Source organism: Rhodococcus sp. D-46, assembly GCF_011290655.1.
Lineage (GTDB): Bacteria > Actinomycetota > Actinomycetes > Mycobacteriales > Mycobacteriaceae > Rhodococcus_F > Rhodococcus_F qingshengii.
This window is the reverse complement of the sequence record NZ_JAANTF010000006.1, coordinates 203,054-225,884: the sequence shown is the minus strand read 5'-3', so window position 1 is coordinate 225,884 and position 22,831 is coordinate 203,054. Positions and strand designations below refer to the sequence as shown.

16 protein-coding genes are annotated in these 22,831 nt (G+C 62.9%); 5 read left to right on the top strand and 11 right to left on the bottom strand.

The window, feature by feature from the left end; all coding sequences use genetic code 11:
* Nucleotides 1-28: 28 nt before the first annotated feature.
* The gene (locus G9U53_RS16785) at nt 29-682 is read left to right on the top strand and encodes a TetR/AcrR family transcriptional regulator (protein ID WP_083056657.1); all 654 of its coding nucleotides are present in this window, start codon (nt 29-31) and stop codon (nt 680-682) included.
* Here the strand turns inward: G9U53_RS16785 and hutG are convergent.
* The 11 genes from hutG to G9U53_RS16730 form a co-directional block, all read right to left on the bottom strand.
* Nucleotides 679-1,647 (bottom strand): formimidoylglutamase, encoded by a 969-nt coding sequence (gene hutG, locus G9U53_RS16780; RefSeq protein ID WP_042926100.1) that lies wholly within the window; start codon nt 1,645-1,647, stop codon nt 679-681. The two genes, G9U53_RS16785 and hutG, sit on opposite strands and share 4 nt — an antisense overlap.
* A gap of 23 nt (nt 1,648-1,670) precedes the next feature.
* Nucleotides 1,671-2,861 (bottom strand): imidazolonepropionase, encoded by a 1,191-nt coding sequence (gene hutI, locus G9U53_RS16775; protein WP_064074272.1) that lies wholly within the window; start codon nt 2,859-2,861, stop codon nt 1,671-1,673.
* A 37-nt stretch (nt 2,862-2,898) separates the two neighbouring features.
* Nucleotides 2,899-4,572 (bottom strand): urocanate hydratase, encoded by a 1,674-nt coding sequence (gene hutU / locus G9U53_RS16770; protein ID WP_165638937.1) that lies wholly within the window; start codon nt 4,570-4,572, stop codon nt 2,899-2,901.
* 42 nt (nt 4,573-4,614) lie between these two features.
* Complete coding sequence (locus G9U53_RS16765; protein ID WP_165638936.1) at nt 4,615-6,051, bottom strand: cytosine permease; 1,437 nt, start codon at nt 6,049-6,051, stop codon at nt 4,615-4,617.
* A gap of 203 nt (nt 6,052-6,254) precedes the next feature.
* Nucleotides 6,255-7,619: an FAD-linked oxidase C-terminal domain-containing protein gene (locus tag G9U53_RS16760; RefSeq protein ID WP_165638935.1), complete on the bottom strand. Its 1,365-nt coding sequence runs from the start codon at nt 7,617-7,619 to the stop codon at nt 6,255-6,257.
* Between the two features lie 16 nt (nt 7,620-7,635).
* Nucleotides 7,636-8,709 (bottom strand): histidinol-phosphate transaminase, encoded by a 1,074-nt coding sequence (locus G9U53_RS16755; RefSeq protein WP_083056663.1) that lies wholly within the window; start codon nt 8,707-8,709, stop codon nt 7,636-7,638.
* Nucleotides 8,706-10,274: a histidine ammonia-lyase gene (hutH, locus tag G9U53_RS16750; protein WP_003939821.1), complete on the bottom strand. Its 1,569-nt coding sequence runs from the start codon at nt 10,272-10,274 to the stop codon at nt 8,706-8,708. The genes G9U53_RS16755 and hutH overlap by 4 nt, the downstream gene beginning before the upstream one ends.
* A gap of 109 nt (nt 10,275-10,383) precedes the next feature.
* Nucleotides 10,384-11,175, bottom strand: coding sequence for an IclR family transcriptional regulator (locus G9U53_RS16745; protein ID WP_007732728.1), 792 nt, complete (start codon nt 11,173-11,175; stop codon nt 10,384-10,386).
* Nucleotides 11,176-11,266: 91 nt separating this feature from the next.
* Nucleotides 11,267-11,929 (bottom strand): IclR family transcriptional regulator, encoded by a 663-nt coding sequence (locus G9U53_RS16740; protein ID WP_030536970.1) that lies wholly within the window; start codon nt 11,927-11,929, stop codon nt 11,267-11,269.
* 37 nt (nt 11,930-11,966) lie between these two features.
* A complete protein-coding gene (locus G9U53_RS16735) occupies nt 11,967-13,109 on the bottom strand; it encodes a CoA transferase (RefSeq protein ID WP_083056665.1) in 1,143 nt (380 codons plus the stop codon).
* 11 nt (nt 13,110-13,120) lie between these two features.
* Nucleotides 13,121-14,290 (bottom strand): acyl-CoA dehydrogenase family protein, encoded by a 1,170-nt coding sequence (locus tag G9U53_RS16730; RefSeq protein ID WP_007732726.1) that lies wholly within the window; start codon nt 14,288-14,290, stop codon nt 13,121-13,123.
* Nucleotides 14,291-14,524: 234 nt separating this feature from the next.
* On the opposite strand from G9U53_RS16730, the gene G9U53_RS16725 reads away from it, so the two are divergent.
* The 4 genes from G9U53_RS16725 (at nt 14,525) to G9U53_RS16710 (ending at nt 22,820) form a co-directional block, all read left to right on the top strand.
* Nucleotides 14,525-19,171 (top strand): NAD-glutamate dehydrogenase domain-containing protein, encoded by a 4,647-nt coding sequence (locus G9U53_RS16725; protein ID WP_242692581.1) that lies wholly within the window; start codon nt 14,525-14,527, stop codon nt 19,169-19,171.
* A gap of 109 nt (nt 19,172-19,280) precedes the next feature.
* A complete protein-coding gene (gene hutC / locus G9U53_RS16720) occupies nt 19,281-20,036 on the top strand; it encodes a histidine utilization repressor (RefSeq protein WP_207624376.1) in 756 nt (251 codons plus the stop codon).
* Between the two features lie 217 nt (nt 20,037-20,253).
* Entirely contained in the window at nt 20,254-21,648 is a 1,395-nt protein-coding gene (locus G9U53_RS16715; RefSeq protein ID WP_347570816.1) for a serine hydrolase domain-containing protein, read from the top strand.
* A gap of 92 nt (nt 21,649-21,740) precedes the next feature.
* Nucleotides 21,741-22,820, top strand: a complete 1,080-nt coding sequence (locus G9U53_RS16710; protein ID WP_007732718.1) for a dipeptidase — start codon at nt 21,741-21,743, stop codon at nt 22,818-22,820.
* The last annotated feature ends 11 nt before the right edge of the window (nt 22,821-22,831 follow it).

The following is a 22,831-nucleotide window of genomic DNA, read 5'->3' as shown; positions in this document are numbered from 1 at the left end:
CGTATTCGTTCCTCGGAGGGGAGTCTGTGTGTCACGGCAGCCGCGACAGTCGCTGAACAGGACTCGCGTAATCGAGGGTGCGATCCGCGTTGCCGACGCGGGTGGTGTCGAGGCCGTCACGATGCGACGGGTGGCTCAGGAGCTGGGCATCGAGGCGATGTCGCTCTACCACCACGTGCCCAACAAAGATGCGATTCTCGACGGCGTCGTCGATGCGGTCTTCGAGGCGATCGACCTGCCCGACAGTGAGTGTGTGGATTGGCGAGACGCAATCCGTGGACGCGCCTATTCCGCTCGCAGAGTCCTGTCGCAGCACCGTTGGGCTCTCGGTCTGCTGGATTCGCGACGCAGCCCTGGCTCGGCGACCCTGCGTCATCTCGACGCTGTGCTCGGAGTCCTCCGGAAGGCCGGGTTCACACTCCCGATGGCCGCGCACGGAGCCTCGCTGATCGACAGCTATATCGGCGGATATGTTCTCCAGGAGGCGAATCTACCGATGAGCGCACCCGGCGACGTCGAAGAAGTTGCGAGTGACATCCTCGAGCGCCTTCCGGCTGAAGAGTTGCCCTTCCTTCACGAGATGATCGTCGATCACGGTCTGAGTCCTGATTACGACCACACGAATGAGTTCGCCTACGGTCTCGATCTCATCCTCGATGCGCTCGAGGCGCGCCGAGGCTAGCGCTGAACCGGCACGTGCTTCGTGACTATCCGGTGGATCAGACGAGCAGCCGTTCGGGCAGTGCGATTGTCGACGTCGAGGCTCGGGTTCAGTTCGGCGACATCGAGAACCGCGAGCTTTCCGCTGGACGTGACTCGATCACATACGTATTGGATGGTTTCCAGGCTGACACCGTAGGCCGCAGGTGCGCTGACGCCCGGCGCCACAGCTGCAGGCAGGACATCGAGGTCGATGGTCAGGTAGACCAGATCGACGTCGTCGAGGAAGTCTGCGAGGAACTGATCCACGACGCCTCGGCCGATCGCTCCGCATTCTTCGTCGAGCAGATAGCGAACACCGAGGCGGTGAGCCGTGTCGAACAGTGCCGTGGTGTTGCTCGGTTGGCTGATTCCGATCACGCTGTACTGATGCGAGGTGCCTGCCGCGGCTTCGTCCTCGGCGATCTGACGAAAGGGTGTGCCGGAGCTGGGTATCGGATCGCCCCGCAGGTCGAAGTGCGCATCCAAGTTGAGGATTCCGAGTTTGGCTCCAGCGGTTCGCAACTCGGAGCCCGCGACGCCGAGATACGTGCCGTAGGCGATTTCGTGTCCTCCCCCGAGAACCACGGGGAAGTGTCCCGAATCAAGCGCAGCGCTGACGGCGTTCCCGAGTGCGGCTTGACCGGCCTCGAGTTCTTCACCCGACACGGCAACGGTTCCGGCGTCCTGAATCTGCAGTGGTTCGGCCAGCGCCATGGAAGCCAACCCGGCTCGCAAAGCGTCGGGGCCATCCGCGGCACCGCGGCGGCCCTTGTTGCGGCGGACTCCTTCGTCGCTGGAGAATCCGATCAGAACACAGTCGCCGGGAGCTGTTTCGGCTGAATACGGTTGCACGGCATGATGCCACCGCAGATGCTCGGCAGTGGTGCCGTCGGAGCGCCCGGTCCACGGCTTGGGTTCGATGTCGACTGCGATCTGATGTGCCACGACGGCCTCCCGGTGAGTGTATTTCAGTAGCTTGTGGCGAGTGCGCCGTTTTTCCAGACCTCGCGCACCAGAGGGACGCCCGGGCGGTAGGCGAGGTGGAGGTACGACGGTGCATCGAGCGCGATGGCGTCGGCACGTGTTCCGAGAGAAAGGGTTCCGACGTCGGTGCGCTGCAGCGCCCGGGCGCCTCCTGCAGTGGCTGCCCAGACTGCCTCGGCGGGTGTCATGTGCATGTCTCGCACCGCAATTGCTATGCAGAACGGGAGGCTGGTGGTGTAGCAGGTGCCGGGATTGCAGTCGGCGCCGAGAGCTACGGTGACGCCGGCGTCCAGCAGTGCGCGGGCGTCGGGGTACTTGTTGCGGGTGGAGAAGTCGGCACCTGGCAACAGTGTTGCGACGGTGGAACTCTGAGCCAGGGCGTCGATGTCCTCGGCGGTGACGTAGGTGACGTGATCGACGGATGCGGCTCCCATCTCGACGGCGAGTTGAACTCCTGGCCCTTCGCCGAGTTGATTGCCGTGGACGCGGGGGATCAGTCCAGCGGCGACGCCTGCGCTCAGGACTGCATGTGCCTGTTCGCGGTTGAACGCGCCTCGCTCGCAGAAGACATCGATCCACTTCGCGTGTGGCGCACAGGCAGGGATCATCTCGTCGCACGCCATGGCGACGTAGTCATCGACGCGACCGGCATATTCGGGTGGTGGAACGTGGGCGGCCAGCAGTGTGACCTCGTCGGTGAACTGTCCGGCGATCAGTGCGCTGCGTAGTTCGCTCTCGGTGTTCTGCCCGTATCCGGTCTTGCATTCGACGGTTGTGCTGCCGGAGCGCAGGGATTCGTCGAGTAGGCGTCGAACATTGGCCTGCAATTGTTCGTCGGTGGCCGAGCGCGTCGCTTCGATGGTGTTGCGAATACCGCCCGCCGCGTACTTCTCGCCCGCCATGCGAGCTGCGAATTCCTCAGCCCGCTCGCCACCGAACACCAGGTGCGAGTGACTCTCCACGAATCCGGGGAGCAGGGCCCGACCGCCGATATCCTGACCGATATCGGCAGCCGGGGCGTCGGCGGAATCACCGACCCAAGCAACAACGCCCTCGTCGAAAACGATTGCCGCGTCGTGTCGTACGCCGAGCTTGCCCTCACCCAGAGTCGGGTCATTGGTGACGAGGGTTCCGATGTTGGTCAGAACTGTGGTTCGAGAACCATTCGTGGTCAATGTAATTCCTAACTCAGGGTGAGGTGGTGGGGCTGTTTCAGTTCTCGGTCATCGGGATTCGGACGCCGCGCGTGGCTGCCGTGTCGATGGCGTGGTCGTATCCTGCATCCGCATGCCGGATGACGCCCATCCCGGGATCGTTGGTGAGAACTGCTTCGAGCTTCTTGGCTGCGAGTTCGGTGCCGTCGGCGATGCACACCTGTCCCGCGTGGATGGAGCGTCCCATACCGACGCCGCCGCCTTGGTGGAGTGAAACCCACGAAGCGCCGGAAGCGGTGTTGACCAGGGCGTTGAGCAGCGGCCAGTCGGCGATCGCGTCGGACCCGTCGATCATCGATTCGGTTTCGCGGTACGGCGAGGCGACCGATCCGGAGTCGAGGTGATCGCGGCCGATGGCGATCGGTGCGGAGAGCTCGCCCGAGGCCACCATCTCGTTGAACTTGAGGCCGGCGAGGTGGCGCTCACCGTATCCGAGCCAGCAGATGCGAGCCGGAAGGCCTTCGAAGGCAACCTTTTCGCCGGCCATGGTGATCCAGCGGCGCAGGTGCTCGTTCTCGGGGAAGAGTTCGAGGATGGCCTTGTCGGTGGCCTCGATGTCCTTGGGATCACCCGAGAGCGCCGCCCAGCGGAAGGGGCCGAGGCCTTCTTCGAAGAGCGGACGGATGTAGGCGGGAACGAATCCGGGGAAGTCGAATGCACGGTCGTAGCCGGCCTTGCGGGCCTCGTCGCGGATGGAGTTGCCGTAGTCGAATACCTCGGCGCCGGCGTCCATGAATCCGACCATGGCCTTGACGTGTGCGGCCATCGCGTTGCGGGAATCTTCGGTGAACTTCTGCGGATCCTTCTCCGACATGGTCCTCATGTCGCCGAAGTCGATGCCGATCGGCAGGTAGGCGAGGGGATCGTGCGCCGAGGTCTGGTCGGTCACGATGTCGATGGGGGCCTTCATCTCCAGCAGCGCCGGGAAGATCTCTGCCGCATTGCCTTCGAGGCCGATGGAGAGCGGCTTCTTGGCATCGCGTGCCGCGGTCGCCAGTTCGAGCGCGTGCTCGATGCTGTCTGCCTTGGTGTCGAGGTACTTGTGGGCGATACGACGGTCGATGCGGGTGATGTCGCAGTCGACGCAGATCGCGACGCCGTCGTTCATAGTGACGGCGAGAGGCTGAGCGCCGCCCATGCCGCCGAGACCCGCAGTGAGGGTGATCGTTCCGGCGAGTGAGCCGTTGTAGCGCTTCTTCGCGATGGCGCCGAAGGTCTCGTACGTACCCTGCAGGATTCCCTGGGTGCCGATGTAAATCCAGGAGCCTGCGGTCATCTGGCCGTACATGGTCAGGCCGAGGTCTTCGAGACGGCGGAACTCTTCCCAGTTCGCCCAGTCACCGACCAGGTTGGAGTTGGCGATCAGCACTCGCGGTGCCCACTCGTTGGTGCGGAAGACACCGACCGGCTTGCCGGACTGCACCAGCATGGTCTCGTCGTTCTTCAGCGTCTTCAGCGTGGCGACCATGGCGTCGAAGGCAGCCCAACTACGCGCTGCGCGACCGGTTCCGCCGTAGACGACGAGGCTGTCCGGGTGCTCGGCAACATCGGGGTCGAGGTTGTTCATGAGCATGCGCAGGGCACCCTCCTGCTGCCAACCGAGCGTCGTGAGCTCGGGGCCGCGGGGAGCACGGACGGGGCGCGGCTCGTGGCCGGGGGTGCTGATTTCCATTGTGTTCTCCTAGCTTGCTGAAGTTCGAAAGACGTTGGGGGATCAGACGCGAGAGTCGGTCATCGCGGTGTGATCGGGGTAGATCATCGACGAAGGGGGATTGCTCGTGCGCTTGGCGAGTGGGTAATAGATCAGCCCGGTGAACACGATGCCGACCAGCCACGAGATGTCGGCGCCGCCGAGCATGTCCGTGACGGGGCCGGTGTACATCTTCTGGGCGAGGAACGGGATCTGGGCGAGAACGCCGGCGGCGTAGCAAGCCAATGCGGTGAAGTTCCATGCTCCGTATCGACCGTTGACGTCGTACAGCGCCGGAATGTCGATGCGTTCCTTGGAGATCAGGTAGTAGTCGATCAGATTGATCGCACTCCACGGCGTGAACACCATCAGCAACACCAGGACGAAGTTCTTGAAGTTGTCCAGGAAGTCGGCGCTGGCGGCGATGGCGATCAAGACCGAGACCGCAGTGAAACCGAGGATGTAGAGGGTGCGCGCGGTGCTCGAGATTCGCGACTGTCCGTTGAAGGCGGTGACGGTGGTCAGGATCGACATGAATCCGCCGTAGGCGTTGAGCACGTTCACCGTCAGCTTGCCGACCAGGATGACGAAGTAGATCAGGAAGGCGATGGCAGCGGGTCCGGCCAGATCTCCCATGAAGCCGACCTGGTTACCCAGGAACGCGTCGCCGGCGCAGGCCGCGACGAGAGCGCCGAAGGTCATGGACCACTGCGATCCGATGACACTACCGAGGAACGTCGACCAGAACGTGGTGCTCTCGGAAGTGCTGCGCGGCAGGTAACGCGAGTAGTCGGCGACGTACGGGCCGAAGGTGAGCTGCCAACCGGCACCCAGCGAGATCGCGAGCAGGAAGGTGACTATGTCGAAGCCCTTGATGCCGACGTACGAGGCGACGTCGTACTCGAGGAACAGTCGAACGGCCAGGTAGGAGAATCCGACGATGCCCACGACGGTGGCGATCCTGCCGACGATGTGGATCAGCTTGTAGCCGGTGACCGCGACGAATGCGGTGAGGAGACCGAAGACGACGATGCCGACGGTGGGGCTGTCGATGTGCAGGATCTTGTTGACGGCCTGTCCGGCCAACACGGTGCCGGTGGCAGCGAAGCCGAGGTACATCAGGATGACGAGAACAAGCGGTACGACTGCTCCCTTGACGCCGAACTGGGCGCGACTCGAGATCATCTGGGGGAGACCCATACGCGGGCCCTGGGCGGAGTGAAGCGCCATGACAGCGCCACCGAAGATGTTGCCGATCAGAAGTCCGACGATCGCCCAGATGGCGGCCGCGCCGAATACGACGGCGAGAGCGCCGTCGACGATTGCAGTGATCTGCATGTTGGCGCCGAACCAGAGAGTGAACTGGCTGCGCGGGGTGCCGTGTCGTTCTGCATCCGGGACGACGTCGATAGTGCGTCGTTCCGGAGTGAGGATGACCTCGGCCGGTCCATCGTGAGTCATAGGCCTGTCTTTCTGCTGCGAGCCCGTCGAGCGACGGAATCGACGTCGGGGTATTGCCCACCTTCTTCGTGCTTGGTGCTTTGCGCCTTGTGCTTTGTGCGCTGGGTCACTGTCACTGCGGATAAATGTATATGCCTGTATATACAGGCGTCAATACCCGGGACCCGTTTTCGCGTAAATGCTGTGTAACACCACGCGAGAAATCAGAAACCCTTACCCGGGTTGAGGATTCCGAGCGGGTCGAAGGCAGCCTTGATCGATCGGTGCAGTTGCATGCTGTCCTCGCCGAGCTCGAGAGAGAGCCAGCGACGCTTCAGAACGCCGACGCCGTGCTCTCCGGTCAGAGTTCCGCCGAGTTCGAGAGCACGCCGGAAGACCTCGTCCGCGGCGGTCCACACGGCTTCGGGGACCGAGCCGTCGGCAGCGCGGTCGAAGACGAAGGTCGGATGGACGTTGCCGTCACCAGCATGCGCGACAGTCATGATCTTGACCATGTGCTCGGCGGCCGCTCGGTCGATACTCTCGAGCATGTCGGGCAGTTTCGACCGCGGGACCCCGACGTCTTCCACGAGACATTGCCCGAGTCGTTCGGAAGCCGGATAGGCGAGTCGGCGAATCTCGAGTAGCTGTGCGGCTTCTGCCGCGTCCTGCGAGACGGCGACAAAATCGGCGCCCGCCCTCTCGAAGTGTTTCTGCATCGCCGCGGCTGCTGCGTCGGCATCGACCCCGTCGGCCTGTGCGATCAGCATCGCGGCGGTGTTGTTTTCCAATCCGATTCGTTTCCAGTCGTCGACGGCGCGCAGCGTTGCTCGATCGATCAGCTCCAGCAGGCTCGGCCCGATTCCGTCGCGAACGACCGCGGCAACCGCGTCCGCTGCGGAGCGGAGAGAATCGAAACTGCCGACGACGGTGACCGGTGCTCTCTTGGGCTTGGGCTGCAACTTCAGCGTGGCACTCGTGACGACTCCGAGCGTTCCTTCCGAACCGACAAGAAGACTGGTCAAGTCGTATCCTGCAACACCTTTGACGGTCCTTCGGCCTGTCCGCACGATCCGACCGTCGGCGAGCACAACCTCGAGACCCAGGACTGAATCGCGGGTGACGCCGTACTTCACGCAACGCAGTCCACCGGCGTTGGTGGCGATGTTTCCGCCGATCGTGGAGATCTCGAAACTGCTCGGATCAGGGGCGTACATCAGCCCGTACTCGTCTGCTGCTCGGCTGATGTCAGCGTTGATCACCCCGGCTTCCACGACAGCGAGCTGATCGTCCGGATTGACCTCGAGAATCGAGCGCATGCGAGTGGTCGAGATGACCAGGCAGCCCTCGACGGCTACCCCGCCGCCCGCCAAACCGGTTCCCGCACCGCGGGTTACCACCGGGACACGGTGAGCAGTAGCCCATTTCAGAGCCTCGGAAATGTCGGCCGCAGTTTCGGCGAGCATGACGGCTGCCGGATGGCCGGGTTCGGCGAGATGGGCCTCGTCACGGCGGTACGAGTCCATTACCGCAGGGTCGGTGATCAGGCGACTCGAACCGATCGACCGAGCAAGTTCGTGGACGGACATTCTTTTCTCCAGTCGGTCAAAGGTTGTGTGCGAGTGCATCCACAGCGGCGATCACGGCGTCTTCTGCTGCCCGCTCACCTACGGTCACCCGCACTCCCTCGCCGGGGAACATCCGGACCGAGACACCCTGCGCGACGCAGGCCGCTTCGAGTGCAGAAGCTCTCTTGCCGAGAGGGATCCACACGAAGTTGGCACCGCTCGGGACCGTCTCGACGCCGCGCAGAGCCAATTGCTCACGTAGGTGAGAACGACCCGCGGTCACCGTTTCGACTATCGAATCGGTGTGTGCCGGATCGGTCAGGGCCGCGCAGGCCGCGGCCTCGGCAACGGCGCTGAGCCCGAAGGGCGGTGCAGCGCTGCGAAGATCCGCTGCGATCGCCGAGTTGGTGACGGCATAGCCGGCACGAAGTCCGGCCAATCCGTAAGCCTTGGAGAAGGTTCGGAAGACGACGATGTTGGGAAAGGCTCGAAGCAGGTCGACGCCGTCTACGTCGCTGGTCGCGAACTCCCGGTAAGCCTCGTCCAGAAGGATGAGGACGTCACCCGGGATCGAGCGGGCGAACGAGACGAACTCCGCGGTCGAGAACTCGCTTCCGGTCGGATTGTTGGGGTTGCAGACGAGTACTGCGCGGGTCTGCGGCGTCACGGCTGCCGCCATTGCACTCAGATCGTGCCGATGTTCGGAATCGAGTGCGACGGGGACACCGCTCGCCCCGGCGATTCCGATCAGTATCGGGTACGCCTCGTAGCTGCGCCACGGGTAGACGACTTCGGTGCCAGGGCCCGTGTATGCGGTCAATACCTGCTGGAGCAGTGCCAACGACCCGGCGCCGACCAGTACCTGGTCGTCGCCCACGCCCAGACGGTCGCTCAACCGGGCTATCAGTGTGTCGCCGAACAGCGACGGATACAAGTGTGAGTGTGAGGCCGCGAGATTGACGGCCTCGAGAATGGTCGCCGAGGGTGCAACCGTCGACTCGTTGCTCGACGCCCGCCACCGAACCTGCTCGAGGGCGGCGGCTTTGGAGTATCGAGGAAGCGCTTCGATTTCGGGTCGGGGGCGAGGCCTCAGCGCACCGGGCGCGCTCATGCCAGGGCGCCGATCGCGTTCTCTGCAGCCGCAACAAGTGCACCCGATGCCGCCAAGTCCACCGCGGCCTCGATCTCGGGGGACAGGAAGCGATCGGTACCCGGCCCCTGCACCTTCTCGCGCAGGGTCCGAAGGACGGCTCCGGTGGCGGGGGAGGGCTCGAGTGGGGAGCGCAAATCGATTCCTCGTGCTGCAGTCAGTATCTCGATCGCGAGAACTCGGGTGAGACCGTCGATGGACCGGCGGAGCTTGCGTGCACCCGACCATCCCATGGAGACGTGATCTTCCTGCATGGCCGAGGAGGGAATCGAATCGACACTGGCCGGGCTCGCGAGTCGCTTGAGTTCGGACACGATGGCAGCTTGTGTGTACTGCGCGATCATCAGTCCGCTGTCGACACCGGGGTCGTCGGCGAGGAAGGGGGTCAGACCGTGATTGCGTGCTACGTCGAGGAAGCGGTCGGTTCGGCGTTCGCTGATACCCGCGACATCCGCGGTCACGATGGCGAGAAAGTCCAAGACGTAGGCCACGGGAGCTCCGTGGAAGTTACCGTTCGACCGAACCCTTCCGTCGAGAGTGACGACGGGATTGTCGACAGCACTGGCCAATTCGCGCCCGGCAACCAGTCGGGCGTGATCGACGGTGTCGCGTGCGCCGCCGGCAACCTGCGGTGCGCACCGCAGTGAGTACGCGTCCTGAACTCTGGTGCAGTCAGGGCCCGCATGGCTGGCGACGATCGGGGAGTCGGCAAGCAAGCGCACCATGTTCGAGGCGGCCGCGCCCTGTCCGGGGTGGGGGCGAAGCGCCTGAAGATCGGCGGCGAACACTTGATCGGTGCCGAGCAAGCCCTCGACGCTCATAGCGGCAGCGATGTCGGCCAACTTGAGCAGATGATCGAGATCGGTGATCGCAAGGGCCAGTTGACCGAGCATCCCGTCGGTACCGTTGATCAGTGCGAGGCCTTCCTTCTCGGCCAGAACCACCGGTTCGAGACCATGGGCAGCCAATGCCGTTGCCGCATCGGTGAGTTCACCGTCGGCGGTGCGGACGGAACCTTCACCGATGATTGCCATCGCCACATGCGCCAGTGGTGCCAGATCTCCCGAGCATCCGAGGCTGCCGTATTCGTGCACCACCGGGGTGATGCCTGCGGTGAGTAGGTCGGCGTACGCCTGTGCGACAACAGGGCGCACTCCGGTCCGCCCGGTGGCGAGCGTCGACAGACGCAGAAGCATCAAGGCCCGGATCACTTCGCGTTCGACTTCCGGTCCCGAACCTGCCGCATGTGAGCGGATCAGGCTGCGCTGCAACTGTGTCCGCAGATGCGCTGGAATGTGCCGGGTGGCAAGTGCGCCGAATCCGGTGGAAACTCCGTAGACCGGTGTGGGGTCTGCGGCCAGCGCTTCGATGCGTGCACGACTTTCGGCGATCGCGGTCAGTGATTCCGCGGTCAATGCAACGCCGTATCCGTTGCGCGCGACGTCGACGACGTCGGCGATGGTGACAGCGCCGATTCCGACCTCGATGGTTCGGGTGGCTGTCTGGGTGGCAGGGGTGGCGTTCATGGGACTCCAATGATGATGCGTGGTTATCTAACAAAGTCTTGTATACGAGACTCTAGTCTTGAATATGAGACGAAAACAAGGCCCGCAAAGTACGGAACGGAGAAGTTGGCTACATGTCTGCGGTCGGGGTCTCCACCATTCGATCTCCGAGATCGGCGGAGAACTCGGCGCTGACGGCGCGCACTCGGTCGGCGATCAGGGCACTCTCCTCGGCCGATTTGGAGCCGGAGAGGAAGGTGACGCCGAGAGCTGCGACCGGACGACCGTCCCGTGTGATCACGGGGCTGGCGATGCAGTTGATCCCGGATGTCGTCGCATTCTCTTCGACCGCATATCCGCTCTCACGTGCTGCGGCGAGCAGTTCTCGCAGTTCGGCGAGCGTCGACGGACCCGTTCCGGTCCGCGTCGGCCAGGTGTACCCCTCGTAGAGCGCGCTGATCTGTTCCGCATCCAGACGGCTCAGAATCGCCCGCCCGACTGCGGTGAGATGCGCCGGAAGGCGGGTCCCGATCTCGGTCACCAACCGAACGCCGGGCTTCAGAGGTTCACGTTTGTCGAGGTAGATGACGTCAGAACCCTGAAGTACCGCCAGATGGGAGGTCTCGTCGGTCGACTGAGTGAGTGCCAGCATGAATCGTTGGCCCTCACGGTGAAGTGGGCCGGACCGCATGTACGACGCACCGACTTCGAACGCCGAGACACCCAGGGTCCAGGCGCGTTGATCAGCCCAGTACGAGACGAACCGTCGATCCCGCATGACATTGAGGAGGTGATGCGTCGTACTCTTCGGCAGCTCGAGGGCGCTGGAGATTTCTGCCGTCGCCAGCGGCACACCCCGGCGGGCCAGGAGATCGAGCACGTCGAGCACGCGCTCAGCAGATTTCACGCGGCTCGTCGTCATATGGGGTGTGTCCTTACGGGTAGGGCTGAGGTGGGAGCGGGGACCCACATTGTCTCGGATACGAGACTGAATCGCCAAGTGCTCGGGGTGGTCAGGGAGTCTGGTTGCCGAGTTCCGCGGACAACCGGGCGCAGTGCTCCACCAAGACGCGGCCGTGGCTGGCGCAGACCTCGTCCGTCAGACGGAAGGTCGGGCCCACGACGCTGAGCGCTCCGGCTATCTGACCGACCGCGTTGTAGATCGGCGCGGCAACTCCGGTCGAGTGATCCTCGATGGTGTCGTGCGCAATGGCGTACCCGCTCTCGCCTACCTTGCCGCTCAACGCTGCGCCGACGGCGGTGCCGTCCAGGGGAACGCTCTGGCCCACCCACCCCATGTGGCGGATCGCGTGCGTGCCCTCGATCTGATCGAGATACAGCGCAGTGTCTTTCGGTCCCTTCGTCGACAGGTAGGTCGACTCTCTCGTGGTTTCGGCGATGGCCTTCATCGCGGGCCGCGCTCTCGGCAACAGTTGATTGTCACCGAGTGCGCGAGCCCCGATCTGTAGTAGCCGCGGGCCGACGCGATAGACGTTGTCCTCGCCGCGGACGACGAACTCGGTTTGTTCGAGGCTTCTGATCAGGCGAAGCGCGGTACTGGTTGCCAGATCGGTTGCCTTGGCGGCGTCGCCGAGCGTCAACCCGCCGTGCTCGACGATCGCACCGAGAAGTTCGAACGTGCGATTCGCGCTGCGGGTCACGTCGCCGGGGGCCATGTCCTACTCCAAGTGCCGAGGGATGTCTGCGCTGAATCTATCGCGAGCCCGGCAGTACCTCACCGTGGTGCTCGTCCAGCAGGGGACTGCGGCGGACATCGGGGCGTCGACTATCACCGAACACGACGGGTTGTCGTACGTAGGAGATTTTTCCTGCTACCGGGTGCTCGAACGATTCGACGACTCCGCGATACTCGGCCTGCGCGGAGGTGAGTGCCTGCTGGACGTCCCAGATTTCCGAGCCGGCGAGGCCCGCGTCGCCGAGAATATCGACCACGTCGGCGACGGTCTTTCCGGCGGCCCAGTTTTCGATCTCCTTGCGCAGTGCCGGTTCGTTCTCGGTCCGGGCGGTGTCGTCGGCAAATCGAGGATCTGCGATCAGGTCGACGCGATTCATCGTCTGCGCCAGCTTCTCGAAACCCGACTGGCTCGCAACCGCGAGGACGAAGAGTCCGTCGTCGGCCTTGTAGGTGTCGAACGGTGTTGACACCGGATGACGGTTGCCGACGCGTGGGGGAGTGAGCCCGGTGGATTGCAGTTGGCTGTGTGCTGTCGGCAGCATGGCGAGCATGCTGTCGAACATCGCGACGTCAAGGTGCTGCCCGAGTCCGCTCGCCCGTGCACTCAGCAGGGCGGTACTGATTCCCCAGGCGGCGAACAGCCCGGCGACCAGGTCTCCGAACGACTCACCCAACCGTGTCGGCCCGGATTCCTCCGAACCGGTGATGCTCATGATGCCCGAAAGAGCCTGGACTACAAGGTCGTAGGCGGCGGCTCCGGACATGGGCCCGTCCTGTCCGAAACCGGAGATGGACGCGTACACGATCCGCGGATTGCGAGCCCGCGCAGCCTCGTAGTCGATTCCCAGGCGCTTGGTGACTCCAGGGCGAAAGTTTTCGACGACGACGTCGGCGGTCTCGATGAGCGTTAATAGCGCCTCACGGTCCCCGTCGTTCTTGAGGTTGAGTGCCACCGAACGCTTGCCACGATTGAGCACGTTGAAGTAGATGCTCTCGCCGTCGCGGAACGGGCCGAGGTGCCGAGAGTCTTCACCGTGTTCGGATTCGATCTTGACGACGTCCGCACCGGCGTCGGAAAGCAGTGCGGTGCAGTAGGGTCCGGCAAGGACGCGCGAGAGGTCGATGACCCGGATGCCGTCGAGTGGGGGAAGTGCAGTCATGTCCGCGCCTTTCAGAACTCGGTGGAACGCGGCGACGGAGCATTGCCGGCAATGGTGAGCAACTGGATCTGCGAGGTGCCCTCGAAGATGCGGAGAATGCGGCAATCGCGGTACAGGCGTTCGATTTCCGATTCGCGCATGAAACCTGCGCCACCGTGGATCTGTACGGTTTGATCGACGATCGAGAAGCAGGCTTCGGTGGCGACGTACTTCGAAATCGATGCGGCGCGGCGGATGTCCTGACCGGCGTCCTTGACGTCGGCGGCCCAGTCTGCGGTGACGCGTGATGCGACAAGTTGCGCGTCGCAGCCACCGAGGAGTAGCTGGATTGCCTGGAAGTCGAAGATCGGCGTGCCGAACTGCTTTCGCTCCGTTGCGTACTCGCGTCCCAGTTCCCAAGCGCGCAGAGCGATGCCGTTTGCCATTGCCGCTACGTCGATGCGTGCTCGGTTCAGGGCGGTCAAGGCAATGTTGCCGCCGCGACCTTCGGTGCCGATCACGGAGTCGAGCGGCAGAACGACGTCGTCGAGGTAGACGGTGTACGTCGGGGCCGAACGAATTCCCATCTTGTCCTGCGGCTCCGAGTAGCTGATTCCCGGAGTTCCCTTGGGGACGACGAAGGCGGTGATGCCTCGGAATCCTGCGCTCGGGTCCGTCTTGGCGAAGAGCACGACCAGGTCGGCTTCCTTGGCATTGGAGATGTACGTCTTCGATCCGGAGAGATGCCAGCCGTCGTCCTCGCGTCGGGCGACGGTACGCATCGAGGCGATGTCGGAGCCGGCATCGGGTTCTGTGAGTGCAAAGCCGGCCAGTAGTTCGCCCGACGCGAGCTGGGGCAACCAGCGATGCTTCTGCTCTTCGGAGCCGCCGACGAGAATCGGCTCGAGGCCCAGGTAGTGGGCGGTGTAGATCGATGCCAGCGCGGCGTCGGTGCGTGCAACTTCTTCGATGGCGACCAGTTGGGTTCGTGTCGACAGACCCAGGCCGCCGAATTCCTCGGGCACGGAAATGCCCATGAGGTCCTGCTGCCCGAGGCGCTTGACCAGCTGCGCCGGGAACTCCTTGGACTCGTCGCGTGCGGCTGCTCCTGGGTGGATCTCGGCGTTGGCGAAGGCTCGGACAGTGCTGCGGAACTCTGCGAGATCGACGCTGTCGGTGTCGGGCGCGGTCTGGGTAGTCACGGGGGCTCCTTCGAGGCGGAATAGTTACGAATTTCATCTAATGAAATCTAATTGCCACTAGTTGGCATGGACTGACTATGGCCGAGGGTGGCGAATTTGTCCAGGGGTGAATTTGTTGTGTCGCGGCTCACGTTCTGCAATGATCAACTTGTCTAAGCCTGTATAGACAAGTTGATTGCGGATCGAACCCACTACAAGTCGGAAGCAGCGTGGCTTTCGACGGAAGGTGCTGACATGAGCCTCGTTTCAGTCGACACGACACCGGACTCCGAGAATGTGAGGAGGGTGTCCAGTACGTATTTCGAGGGCTTGTCGGCGGATCGATACGCTGCGCTCGCCGAAGACCGCAAGCTGGCGATTGTCGCCGCGCACATGGACCTTTCGCGTCGACGAGGACACAACTCGTCGATCTCGCGACTCGCGCCGGCCGGGGAGTTAGGGGATGGCCCCGCGATTCAATACGTCGGCGACGACATGCCGCAGCTCGTCGAAGCGGTCTTGGCGACACTTGCCCGTGCCCGCGTGGAACCTGAATTCGTGGTGCACCCCGTGCTTCGCACAGCCGTACAACCGGCGCACAGCACCGAAGACGCCCGGGCCGGGGAGCGCACCGAATCATGGATCCACATAGGACTACCCGCACACTGTTCGGACGCGCAGGCGCAGGTGATCGCGGACGACGTCGCCGGAATCCTCGACCGTATCGCGCGTGCCTTCCGCGATTCCGTGCCCCTGCGGGACCTCGTCGACGAGGCGCGCGAGCAACTGGACTCGAACGGCTACGCCGAAGAAGCTGACTTTCTCCGGTGGTGCAGCGCCGGAAACTTCAGTGTCATCGGTGGTGCGCGAACTGTCGACAGTGACGAGCCGTACGCCATCGGCGTGCTCCCCGATCCAACCGGCTCTTCGGATTCGAAAGCGGCGCCCCTCGCGATTGCAGTGGTGTACCTCCGGCAAGGGTTCGGTGGATCCGAATACGCCACCGAGATCGACGTGTCCGTCGGCGACCGTGCGTACCGATTCGTCGGGTTCTTCACCGCGACCGGTATCGTCGCCGACGTCAGGCTAACCCCGCTCGTGCGAGGACGCGTCGCAGACATCTTCGAGGCCTCAGGATCCACCGTCGATTCGTTTGTCGGACAATCGATGCTGGCAGTGATTCAGTCGATTCCGGTCACAGTGCTCCTGGCGGCCGAGCCGGCCCGAATCGCGGACGCGCTGGACGAACTCACTTCCGTGGACGGCCGCACATCGATCCATCTGTTCTTGCAACCGGTGGGAAGTTCCCCGGCGACAGGGCGAGATCAAGAGTTGTCGGCTTTGCTCTTCGTTCCGCGCGAGAAATTCAGTACGACGATCAGAACAACGGCCGAGTCGGTACTCGCCGACGCACTCGGTGCCCACAATATCGAGTTCTCCAGTCGAGTCTCGGAATCCCCCTTGGCCGTCGTACATTTCACGGCCACAGTCGGCGGCGGCGCGAACTTCGCGTCGGCGCGACAAGCACGGGAGATTCGGGACCTCGTCGTCGACGCGTGCCTGACGTGGGACGAACGATTCGTTCTGGATGCTTCGCACTACGACGAGCGGCGCAGGCGTGCTCGGTTCGCCGAGCGAGTTCCGGCGGCATACAAGCAGGATTTCGACGCTGTCCGAGCCGCCGAGGACATGGCGGTGTTCGAGGGCCTCGCGCCCGGAGAAGTAAGTCCACGGTTGGCCCGATCTGTCGACGGACCGGGTACTCACCGTCTCGGGCTGTACGTCTCGGGTGATCCGCTCTCTCTGGGCGAGGTGCTGCCCGTATTGCAGAGCCTGGGCGTCGAAGTGGTCGACGAACGTCCGTACGAGATCGCACCGGTGGGAACCGAACAGTCCAGGATCTACGAGTTCACGCTCTACTACCCGAGTGCTCCGGTCGAAGGCTTCGACAACTTTGCTGCGCGATTCGGGGCGACGTTTGCCGCGGTTCGAAACGGTGACGCCGAGCCGGACTCGTTCAACGAATTGGTCGCGATCGCGGGACTCGGCTGGAAACAGGTAGTGGTGCTGCGGGCGTACGCGGAGTTCTTGCAGCAAGCGGGATTTCCTTACAGCACCGGTCGCGTCGCCGAGGTACTTGCCGATCATCCCGAGATCGCCGGCAGATTGTGCGAATTGTTCGAGAGCCGTTTCGATCCTGACGTCGTCGACGGAGATCGAGGTGCACGTGCAGCAGCGGACGTGGAAACGGCCGTGGCGCAGGTGCAAGGGCTCGACGCCGATCGGATCCTGCGCGCGTTGTCCGAACTGGTCCGTAACACGTTGCGTACCAACTATTTCGTGTATCCCACTGAATCGCTCGGCGCGCTCTCGTTGAAGTTCGATTCGGAGAAGCTGTCCGTATTGCCTTACCCTCGACCGAAGTTCGAGATATTCGTGTACTCACCCGATGTAGCAGGTGTGCACCTTCGTTTCGGTACGGTGGCTCGCGGCGGCTTGCGCTGGTCGGATCGGAAAGAGGACTTTCGCACCGAGGTACTGGGATTGGTGAAGGCGCAGGCAGTCAAGAATGCAGTCATCGTGCCTGTCGGAGCGAAGGGCGGATTTGTCGTCAAACGCCCACCGGTTCCAGGGCTGGGCGCAGACGCAGACCGAGAAGCTGCGTTGGCGGCCGGGATCGATTGCTACCGATCCTTCATTCGCGGACTACTCGATCTGACCGACAACGTCGACAAGCAGAGCGGGGCCGTTGTCGCGGCGCGGCGGGTCGTTCGCCACGACGGAGACGACACGTATCTTGTTGTCGCCGCGGACAAGGGAACTGCGAAGTTCTCCGACATCGCGAACGAGGTTGCCGCGGAGTACGGATTCTGGCTCGGCGACGCCTTCGCGTCCGGCGGGTCGGTCGGCTACGACCACAAAGCCATGGGTATCACGGCGAAGGGCGCCTGGGAAAGTGTCAAGCGGCACTTCCGTGAGCTCGGCGTCGATACCCAGCACGATGACTTCACCGCGGTGGGGATCGGAGACATGAGTGGCGACGTCTTCGGCAACGGTATGTTGTGCAGCAAGCACATTCGCCTGATCGCGGCGTTCGATCATCGGCACGTGTTCGTCGATCCGAACCCGTCGCCTGAGCGCTCGTACGACGAGCGATCACGTCTCTTTGCGCTCCCCCGATCCTCGTGGGCCGACTACGACCCGACCTTGATCAGTGCCGGCGGCGGAGTGTGGGAACGCTCGGCGAAGCGCGTTCCGATCAGTGACGAGATACGAGAGGCGCTGGGCCTCGAGGACGACGTCACCGAACTGACTCCACCGCAACTGGTTCGGGCGATTTTGCGGTCCCCGGCAGATCTGTTGTGGAACGGCGGCATCGGAACGTACGTCAAGGCCTCCGGTGAGTCCGACCTCGAAGTCGGCGACAAGAGCAACGACGCCGTTCGGGTGAACGGCAACGAAGTGCGTGCCCGAGTGATCGGTGAAGGAGGCAATCTCGGCCTCACCCAGGCCGGACGGATCGAATACGCACGCGGCGGTGGACGGATCAACACAGACGCCCTCGACAATTCGGCCGGAGTCGATTGTTCCGACCACGAGGTGAACATCAAAATCCTTCTCGACTCCCTGATCAGCTCAGGCGTCGTCACGGACTCACGTCGTGACGCACTACTCGAATCGCTGACCGACCAGGTCGCAGAACTCGTTCTCGCAGACAACCGTTCGCAGAACGAACTGATGGGTACCACGCGGGCGGATGCGGGGGCGATGATCGGTGTGCACGGCAGAGTGATTTCCAACCTCGAATCGCGCGGGATCGTCGACCGTGTCATCGAAGGGTTTCCGACCAAGAAGCAGTTCGCCGCGGCCGAGAAGTCGGGAACGGGGCTGACGGCGCCGGAACTCGCCACACTGATGGCCCACGTCAAGCTCGATCTGAAATCCACGCTGTTGGCGGGAAGCTCGATCGACAACCAGATCTACCGCAAGGCGCTGGTGAACTACTTTCCGGAGGGCGTTCGAGTTGCAGGGGGCGACGCCCTCGACCGGCACCCACTGCGGCGCGAGATCGTCGCGACCGTGCTGACGAACAACGTCATCGATCGGGGCGGCATCACCTATGCATATCGGCTCGGTGAAGAGGTCGGCGCTGATCCGGAAGACGCGGTACGTGCCTTCACCGTGGTTTCCGAGGTGTTCGGACTGTGGAAGTTGTGGCACGACATCAGCGAAGCCTTGATCTCGACCGCCGTATCCGACGAGTTGATCCTGCTCACCAGGCGACTGCTCGACCGGGCGTCACGGTGGATGCTGACACGTCGTCCGCAACCGCTGGCCGTCGGGGCCGAGATCAGCAGATTCGGTGATCGCCTCGCGGAGGCGTCGGCAGAGCTCGATGGCTGGCTGGTAGGCGCAGATCAGCGGAACCTGGCTGCGCGAACGGTCCTCATCACGGACAAGGGCGCGCCGGAGAACCTGGTCAGGCGAGTGGAGATATTGCTCGATCAGTTCGGACTGCTCGACGTGGTGGAGATCGCGGACCTTGCCGATCGGACGATCTCGGAGACCGGCGAACTCTATTTCCGGCTCGGTGAGCATGTTGGGCTCGTCCCGATGCTCAATCGAGTGTCGGCATTGAGCAAGGACGGAAAATGGAACGCGTTGGCGAGGTTGTCGTTGCGGGACGAGTTGTACTCGACGGTGCGGGCCCTGACCCTCGACGTCTTGGCCGACGCGGAAGCGGGTGACACGACAGCGGAAAAACTCTCGAGGTGGGAAGAAAGGAATGCGTCGAGAATCGAGAGGTCCACTCTCGCGCTCGCAGAGATCGAGGCGTCCGGGCAACACGATCTTGCTGCGCTTTCGGTTGCGACGAGCCAATTGCGGCGCATGGTGGGTTAGGTCCGGCGCGGACGCTCTCGGATGGATCGGAAAGGTGCACGAGGCGGATAGACTTCGGAGGCCGAACGGGAGAACCGACTCGGTGGTTTTCGACGAACGGGTGGTGGCGATGGCGATTGCCGAAGTGGACGCAGAACTCGCCGTGCTGTTCAACGAGGCAGGCGGCGAGTCCGCCCCTGCCTACGAACGGGTCAAGAACCTCGTGGTCTCGCAGATCAACTCGGGTCGGTGGACCGAAGGCGATCAGCTGCCTTCGGAGAATCAACTGGTCAATGCGCTGGGGTTGTCACGAATGACGATCAATCGAGCGCTTCGCGAACTCACCAGCGACGGTCTGATCGTGCGGATGATGGGAGTCGGTACTTTTGTCGCCGCCACGAAGACCGCGTCCCCGCTGTTCGAAGTCAAGAACATAGCCGACGAGATTCAGCGCCGCGGCCACCGTCATCGAACCGAGGTCGTCTTCGTTCGTGAGGAAGAAACCGACCACGGGCAGACGTTCCTTCGTGAATCGGTGGGCAAACGGGTGTTCCATTCGCTGATGGTGCACTTCGAGGACGAAACTCCGATTCAGGTGGAAGACCGATTCGTGAATCCGAACGAGGCGCCCGACTATCTGCGCCAGGACTTCACCGCGATCACCCCCAACAACTACTTGAGTGACGTTGCGCCTCTGGTTCGCGGCGAGCATGTCGTGGAAGCGGTGCTGGGTAGCCCGGACGAATGCGAGCTGTTACGCATCGATCGCGGGGAACCGTGCCTGCTGATTCGCCGCCGCACCTGGTCGGCTAACGGATTGGTCAGCGCGGCGCGCTTGATCCATCCGGGTTCACGCAATCGCTTGGAAGGAACCTTCGAGCGCTGATCGTTTCGAATGGCGAATCCTGAACACTCGCTCGTCCGATTGCACCATTTTCGGGGCCGACTTCGGTGCAATCGACCAGGACGTGACTGCGAGCACACTGAGATCATGGGTGGACGGTTATTGCTTCCGCAACCTCACTTCCCGACGAGTGAGACCTGAGCGGATCCCAGCAACGCCGTCTACGCCGCTCGCTTCCATGATCGAAGGAGTTCGACCTGTGACCGACTTGCCCAAGGACCTACTTGTCGCCCCGAAGTGGCAGGAACGCCTCGACGAACTGGCAGCCAAGCATTCGGTACCGGGCGCGCAGGTCGGTGTGATCGCGCTGGGCGAAGACGGCGCGGCGGATATCCGTGTCATCACCACCGGAGTGACGAGCCTTAACACGCGCGTCGACGTCGATGCAGACACCCTGTTCCAGTACGGATCCGCGAGCAAGATCTGGACGACGACGCTGATCATGCAGCTCGTCGACGAGGGCAAGCTGACGCTGGACACCCTGGTGGTGGAGGTGCTTCCGGAGTTCACGATCGCGGATCCTTCCAACACGAAGGAAATCACGATCCGCCAGTTGCTCACGCACACAAGCGGTATCGACGGAGACCTGTTCAACGACACCGGTGACGGTGACGACTGCGTCGAGAAGTACGTCGACGAACTCGCGACCGCGATCAGCGTCACCGAGCCCGGCGGGCATCTGAGTTACAGCAACGCGGGTTTTGCCGTTGCCGGCCGCATCGTCGAGGTCCTTCGGGAGATGACGTGGGACGAGGCGTTGGTCGAATATCTCTGGAAGCCACTCGGATTGACGCACATCATCACCAAGGCCAAGGACGCGCCGCTGTTCCGCACGGCCGTCGGCCACGTGGCCAACCCGGATCGGACGTCGCCGGAAAAGGTGATTCCGACCAAGCAGTGGCTGCTTCCGCGCGGTATCGGTCCGGCCGGGATCATCACCGGATCGGTCAGCTCGCTCCTGACCTTCGGTGCTGCACACATGCGTGACGGACTCGCATTGACGGGTGAACGCATTCTGTCCGAAGAATCCGCGCGCCTGATGCGCACTCCGCAATTCGACCTGACCGCGGTCTCGAGCGTCGATCAGGCCTGGGGCCTCGGCTGGATCCTGTCCGACTGGGGCGGCGTGACGTCCGCGCAGCACGGTGGTGCGACAATCGGCCAGATCACTCGTTTTCACACCTTCCCCGAGCTCGGTCTCGCCATGGCCGTGGTGACCAACTCGCGTGGCGGCGGCGCCCTGGCCCACGACATCGAGAAGGAGATCGCCCAGCAGCTCGATCTCGTTCTGCCGGAACCGAAGTCCGAGCCGAATGCGGAAGACATCGACCTGTCGCACATTCTCGGAACCTATGAATCGACAACCGTGCGAATCGAACTCACGCGCGGCGAGGACGGCGGATTCCAGGTGCAGAACTTCGCCAAGGTCGAGATCGACGGCGAGCCGCCGGCTCCGCCCACCAAGGTCGTACCTCTGTCCGCCTCCAGGTTCTTGATCAGTAACGAGAGCGCTTCGGGTGAGATGGCTCATCTCACGATCGATGGCGAGCAATATCTGTACATGACAAGGCTTTTCAAGAAGATTTCCGACTAGTCGCGGCGATTCTCTCCGCTGAATGAAATCTCGGGCAGGTCGAAGGCGATGAGGGCCCTCGACCTGCCCGCACTACTTTTCGAGGAAAACTCATGATGAAACCTCTCGCTCCTTTTCCGGACGTGAATCACCCCGCGGCACTCGATGCTTACGGCCTTGCGCCGGTCATCGACGGTCACAACGATCTGGCCTGGACGGCTCGCGAAACTGCCGCATACTCGGTGGAGAATCTCGAGAAGGATTCCATCTTCCAAACCGACATCGACAAACTCGGTCGCGGCGGCGTCGGTGCGCAGTTCTGGTCGGTTTACACCCCGTGTGACCGGACGGAGCCAGAGGCGGTTCAGTACACACTCGAACAGATCGACTACGTGTACCGGATGATCGAGCGATATCCGGATACTTTCGAATTCGCGCGTACAGGTGACGACGTGCGTCGCATCTGGAGCGAGGGCAAGGTCGCGTCCTTGTTGGGCGCGGAGGGCGGTCACAGCATCGGCAGCTCGCTCGGTGTCCTGAGAATGATGGCGCGCCTTGGTCTTCGGTACATGACTCTGACACACAACGACAACACCGGGTGGGCGGACTCCGCGACGGACACTCGAGTACACGGCGGGCTGACCGATTTCGGTCGCGAGATCGTGCGCGAAATGAATCGGCTCGGCGTACTCGTCGACCTGTCGCACGTCTCGGTGGAAACGATGAGAGATGCCATCGAGACGTCGTCGGCGCCGGTGATTTTCAGCCATTCGTCGTGCTCTCAGCTATGCGGTCACCCCCGTAATGTTCCCGACGACGTCATGCGACTGCTCGCGGACAACGGCGGGGTCATCATGATCGCCTTTGTACCCATGTTCCTTTCTGCCGAGTACAACGAGTGGTTCAAAGGCGGGCGAGTCGGCCCACGACCGGCGATGACAGTGGACCATCTCGCCGACCACGTCGAGCATGCCCGAGACGTCGCGGGCATCGACCACATCGGTTTGGGCAGTGACTACGATGGGTTCGACGACTTTCCGGACGGTATGCAGGACGTATCCGGTTTCGCGGTGTTGATAGACCGTCTGGCGGAACGCGGTTGGTCCGCGGAGGACTTGGCAAAGCTGATGGGCAACAACGTGTTGCGTGTGCTCGACGAGACCAGTGCGGCCTCGATGTCGAGTCTTTCCTAGCCGTATCGACG

Coding starts and splice junctions, on each gene's coding strand:
- hutU (WP_165638937.1), bottom strand. CDS start 4,572: ATGGAAATCAGCACCCCCGGCCACGAGCCGCGCCCCGTCCGTGCTCCC.
- G9U53_RS16765 (WP_165638936.1), bottom strand. CDS start 6,051: ATGACTCACGATGGACCGGCCGAGGTCATCCTCACTCCGGAACGACGC.
- G9U53_RS16760 (WP_165638935.1), bottom strand. CDS start 7,619: ATGTCCGTCCACGAACTTGCTCGGTCGATCGGTTCGAGTCGCCTGATC.
- G9U53_RS16755 (WP_083056663.1), bottom strand. CDS start 8,709: ATGAGCGCGCCCGGTGCGCTGAGGCCTCGCCCCCGACCCGAAATCGAA.
- hutH (WP_003939821.1), bottom strand. CDS start 10,274: ATGAACGCCACCCCTGCCACCCAGACAGCCACCCGAACCATCGAGGTC.
- G9U53_RS16745 (WP_007732728.1), bottom strand. CDS start 11,175: ATGACGACGAGCCGCGTGAAATCTGCTGAGCGCGTGCTCGACGTGCTC.
- G9U53_RS16740 (WP_030536970.1), bottom strand. CDS start 11,929: ATGGCCCCCGGCGACGTGACCCGCAGCGCGAATCGCACGTTCGAACTT.
- G9U53_RS16735 (WP_083056665.1), bottom strand. CDS start 13,109: ATGACTGCACTTCCCCCACTCGACGGCATCCGGGTCATCGACCTCTCG.
- G9U53_RS16725 (WP_242692581.1), top strand. CDS start 14,525: ATGAGCCTCGTTTCAGTCGACACGACACCGGACTCCGAGAATGTGAGG.
- hutC (WP_207624376.1), top strand. CDS start 19,281: ATGGCGATTGCCGAAGTGGACGCAGAACTCGCCGTGCTGTTCAACGAG.
- G9U53_RS16710 (WP_007732718.1), top strand. CDS start 21,741: ATGATGAAACCTCTCGCTCCTTTTCCGGACGTGAATCACCCCGCGGCA.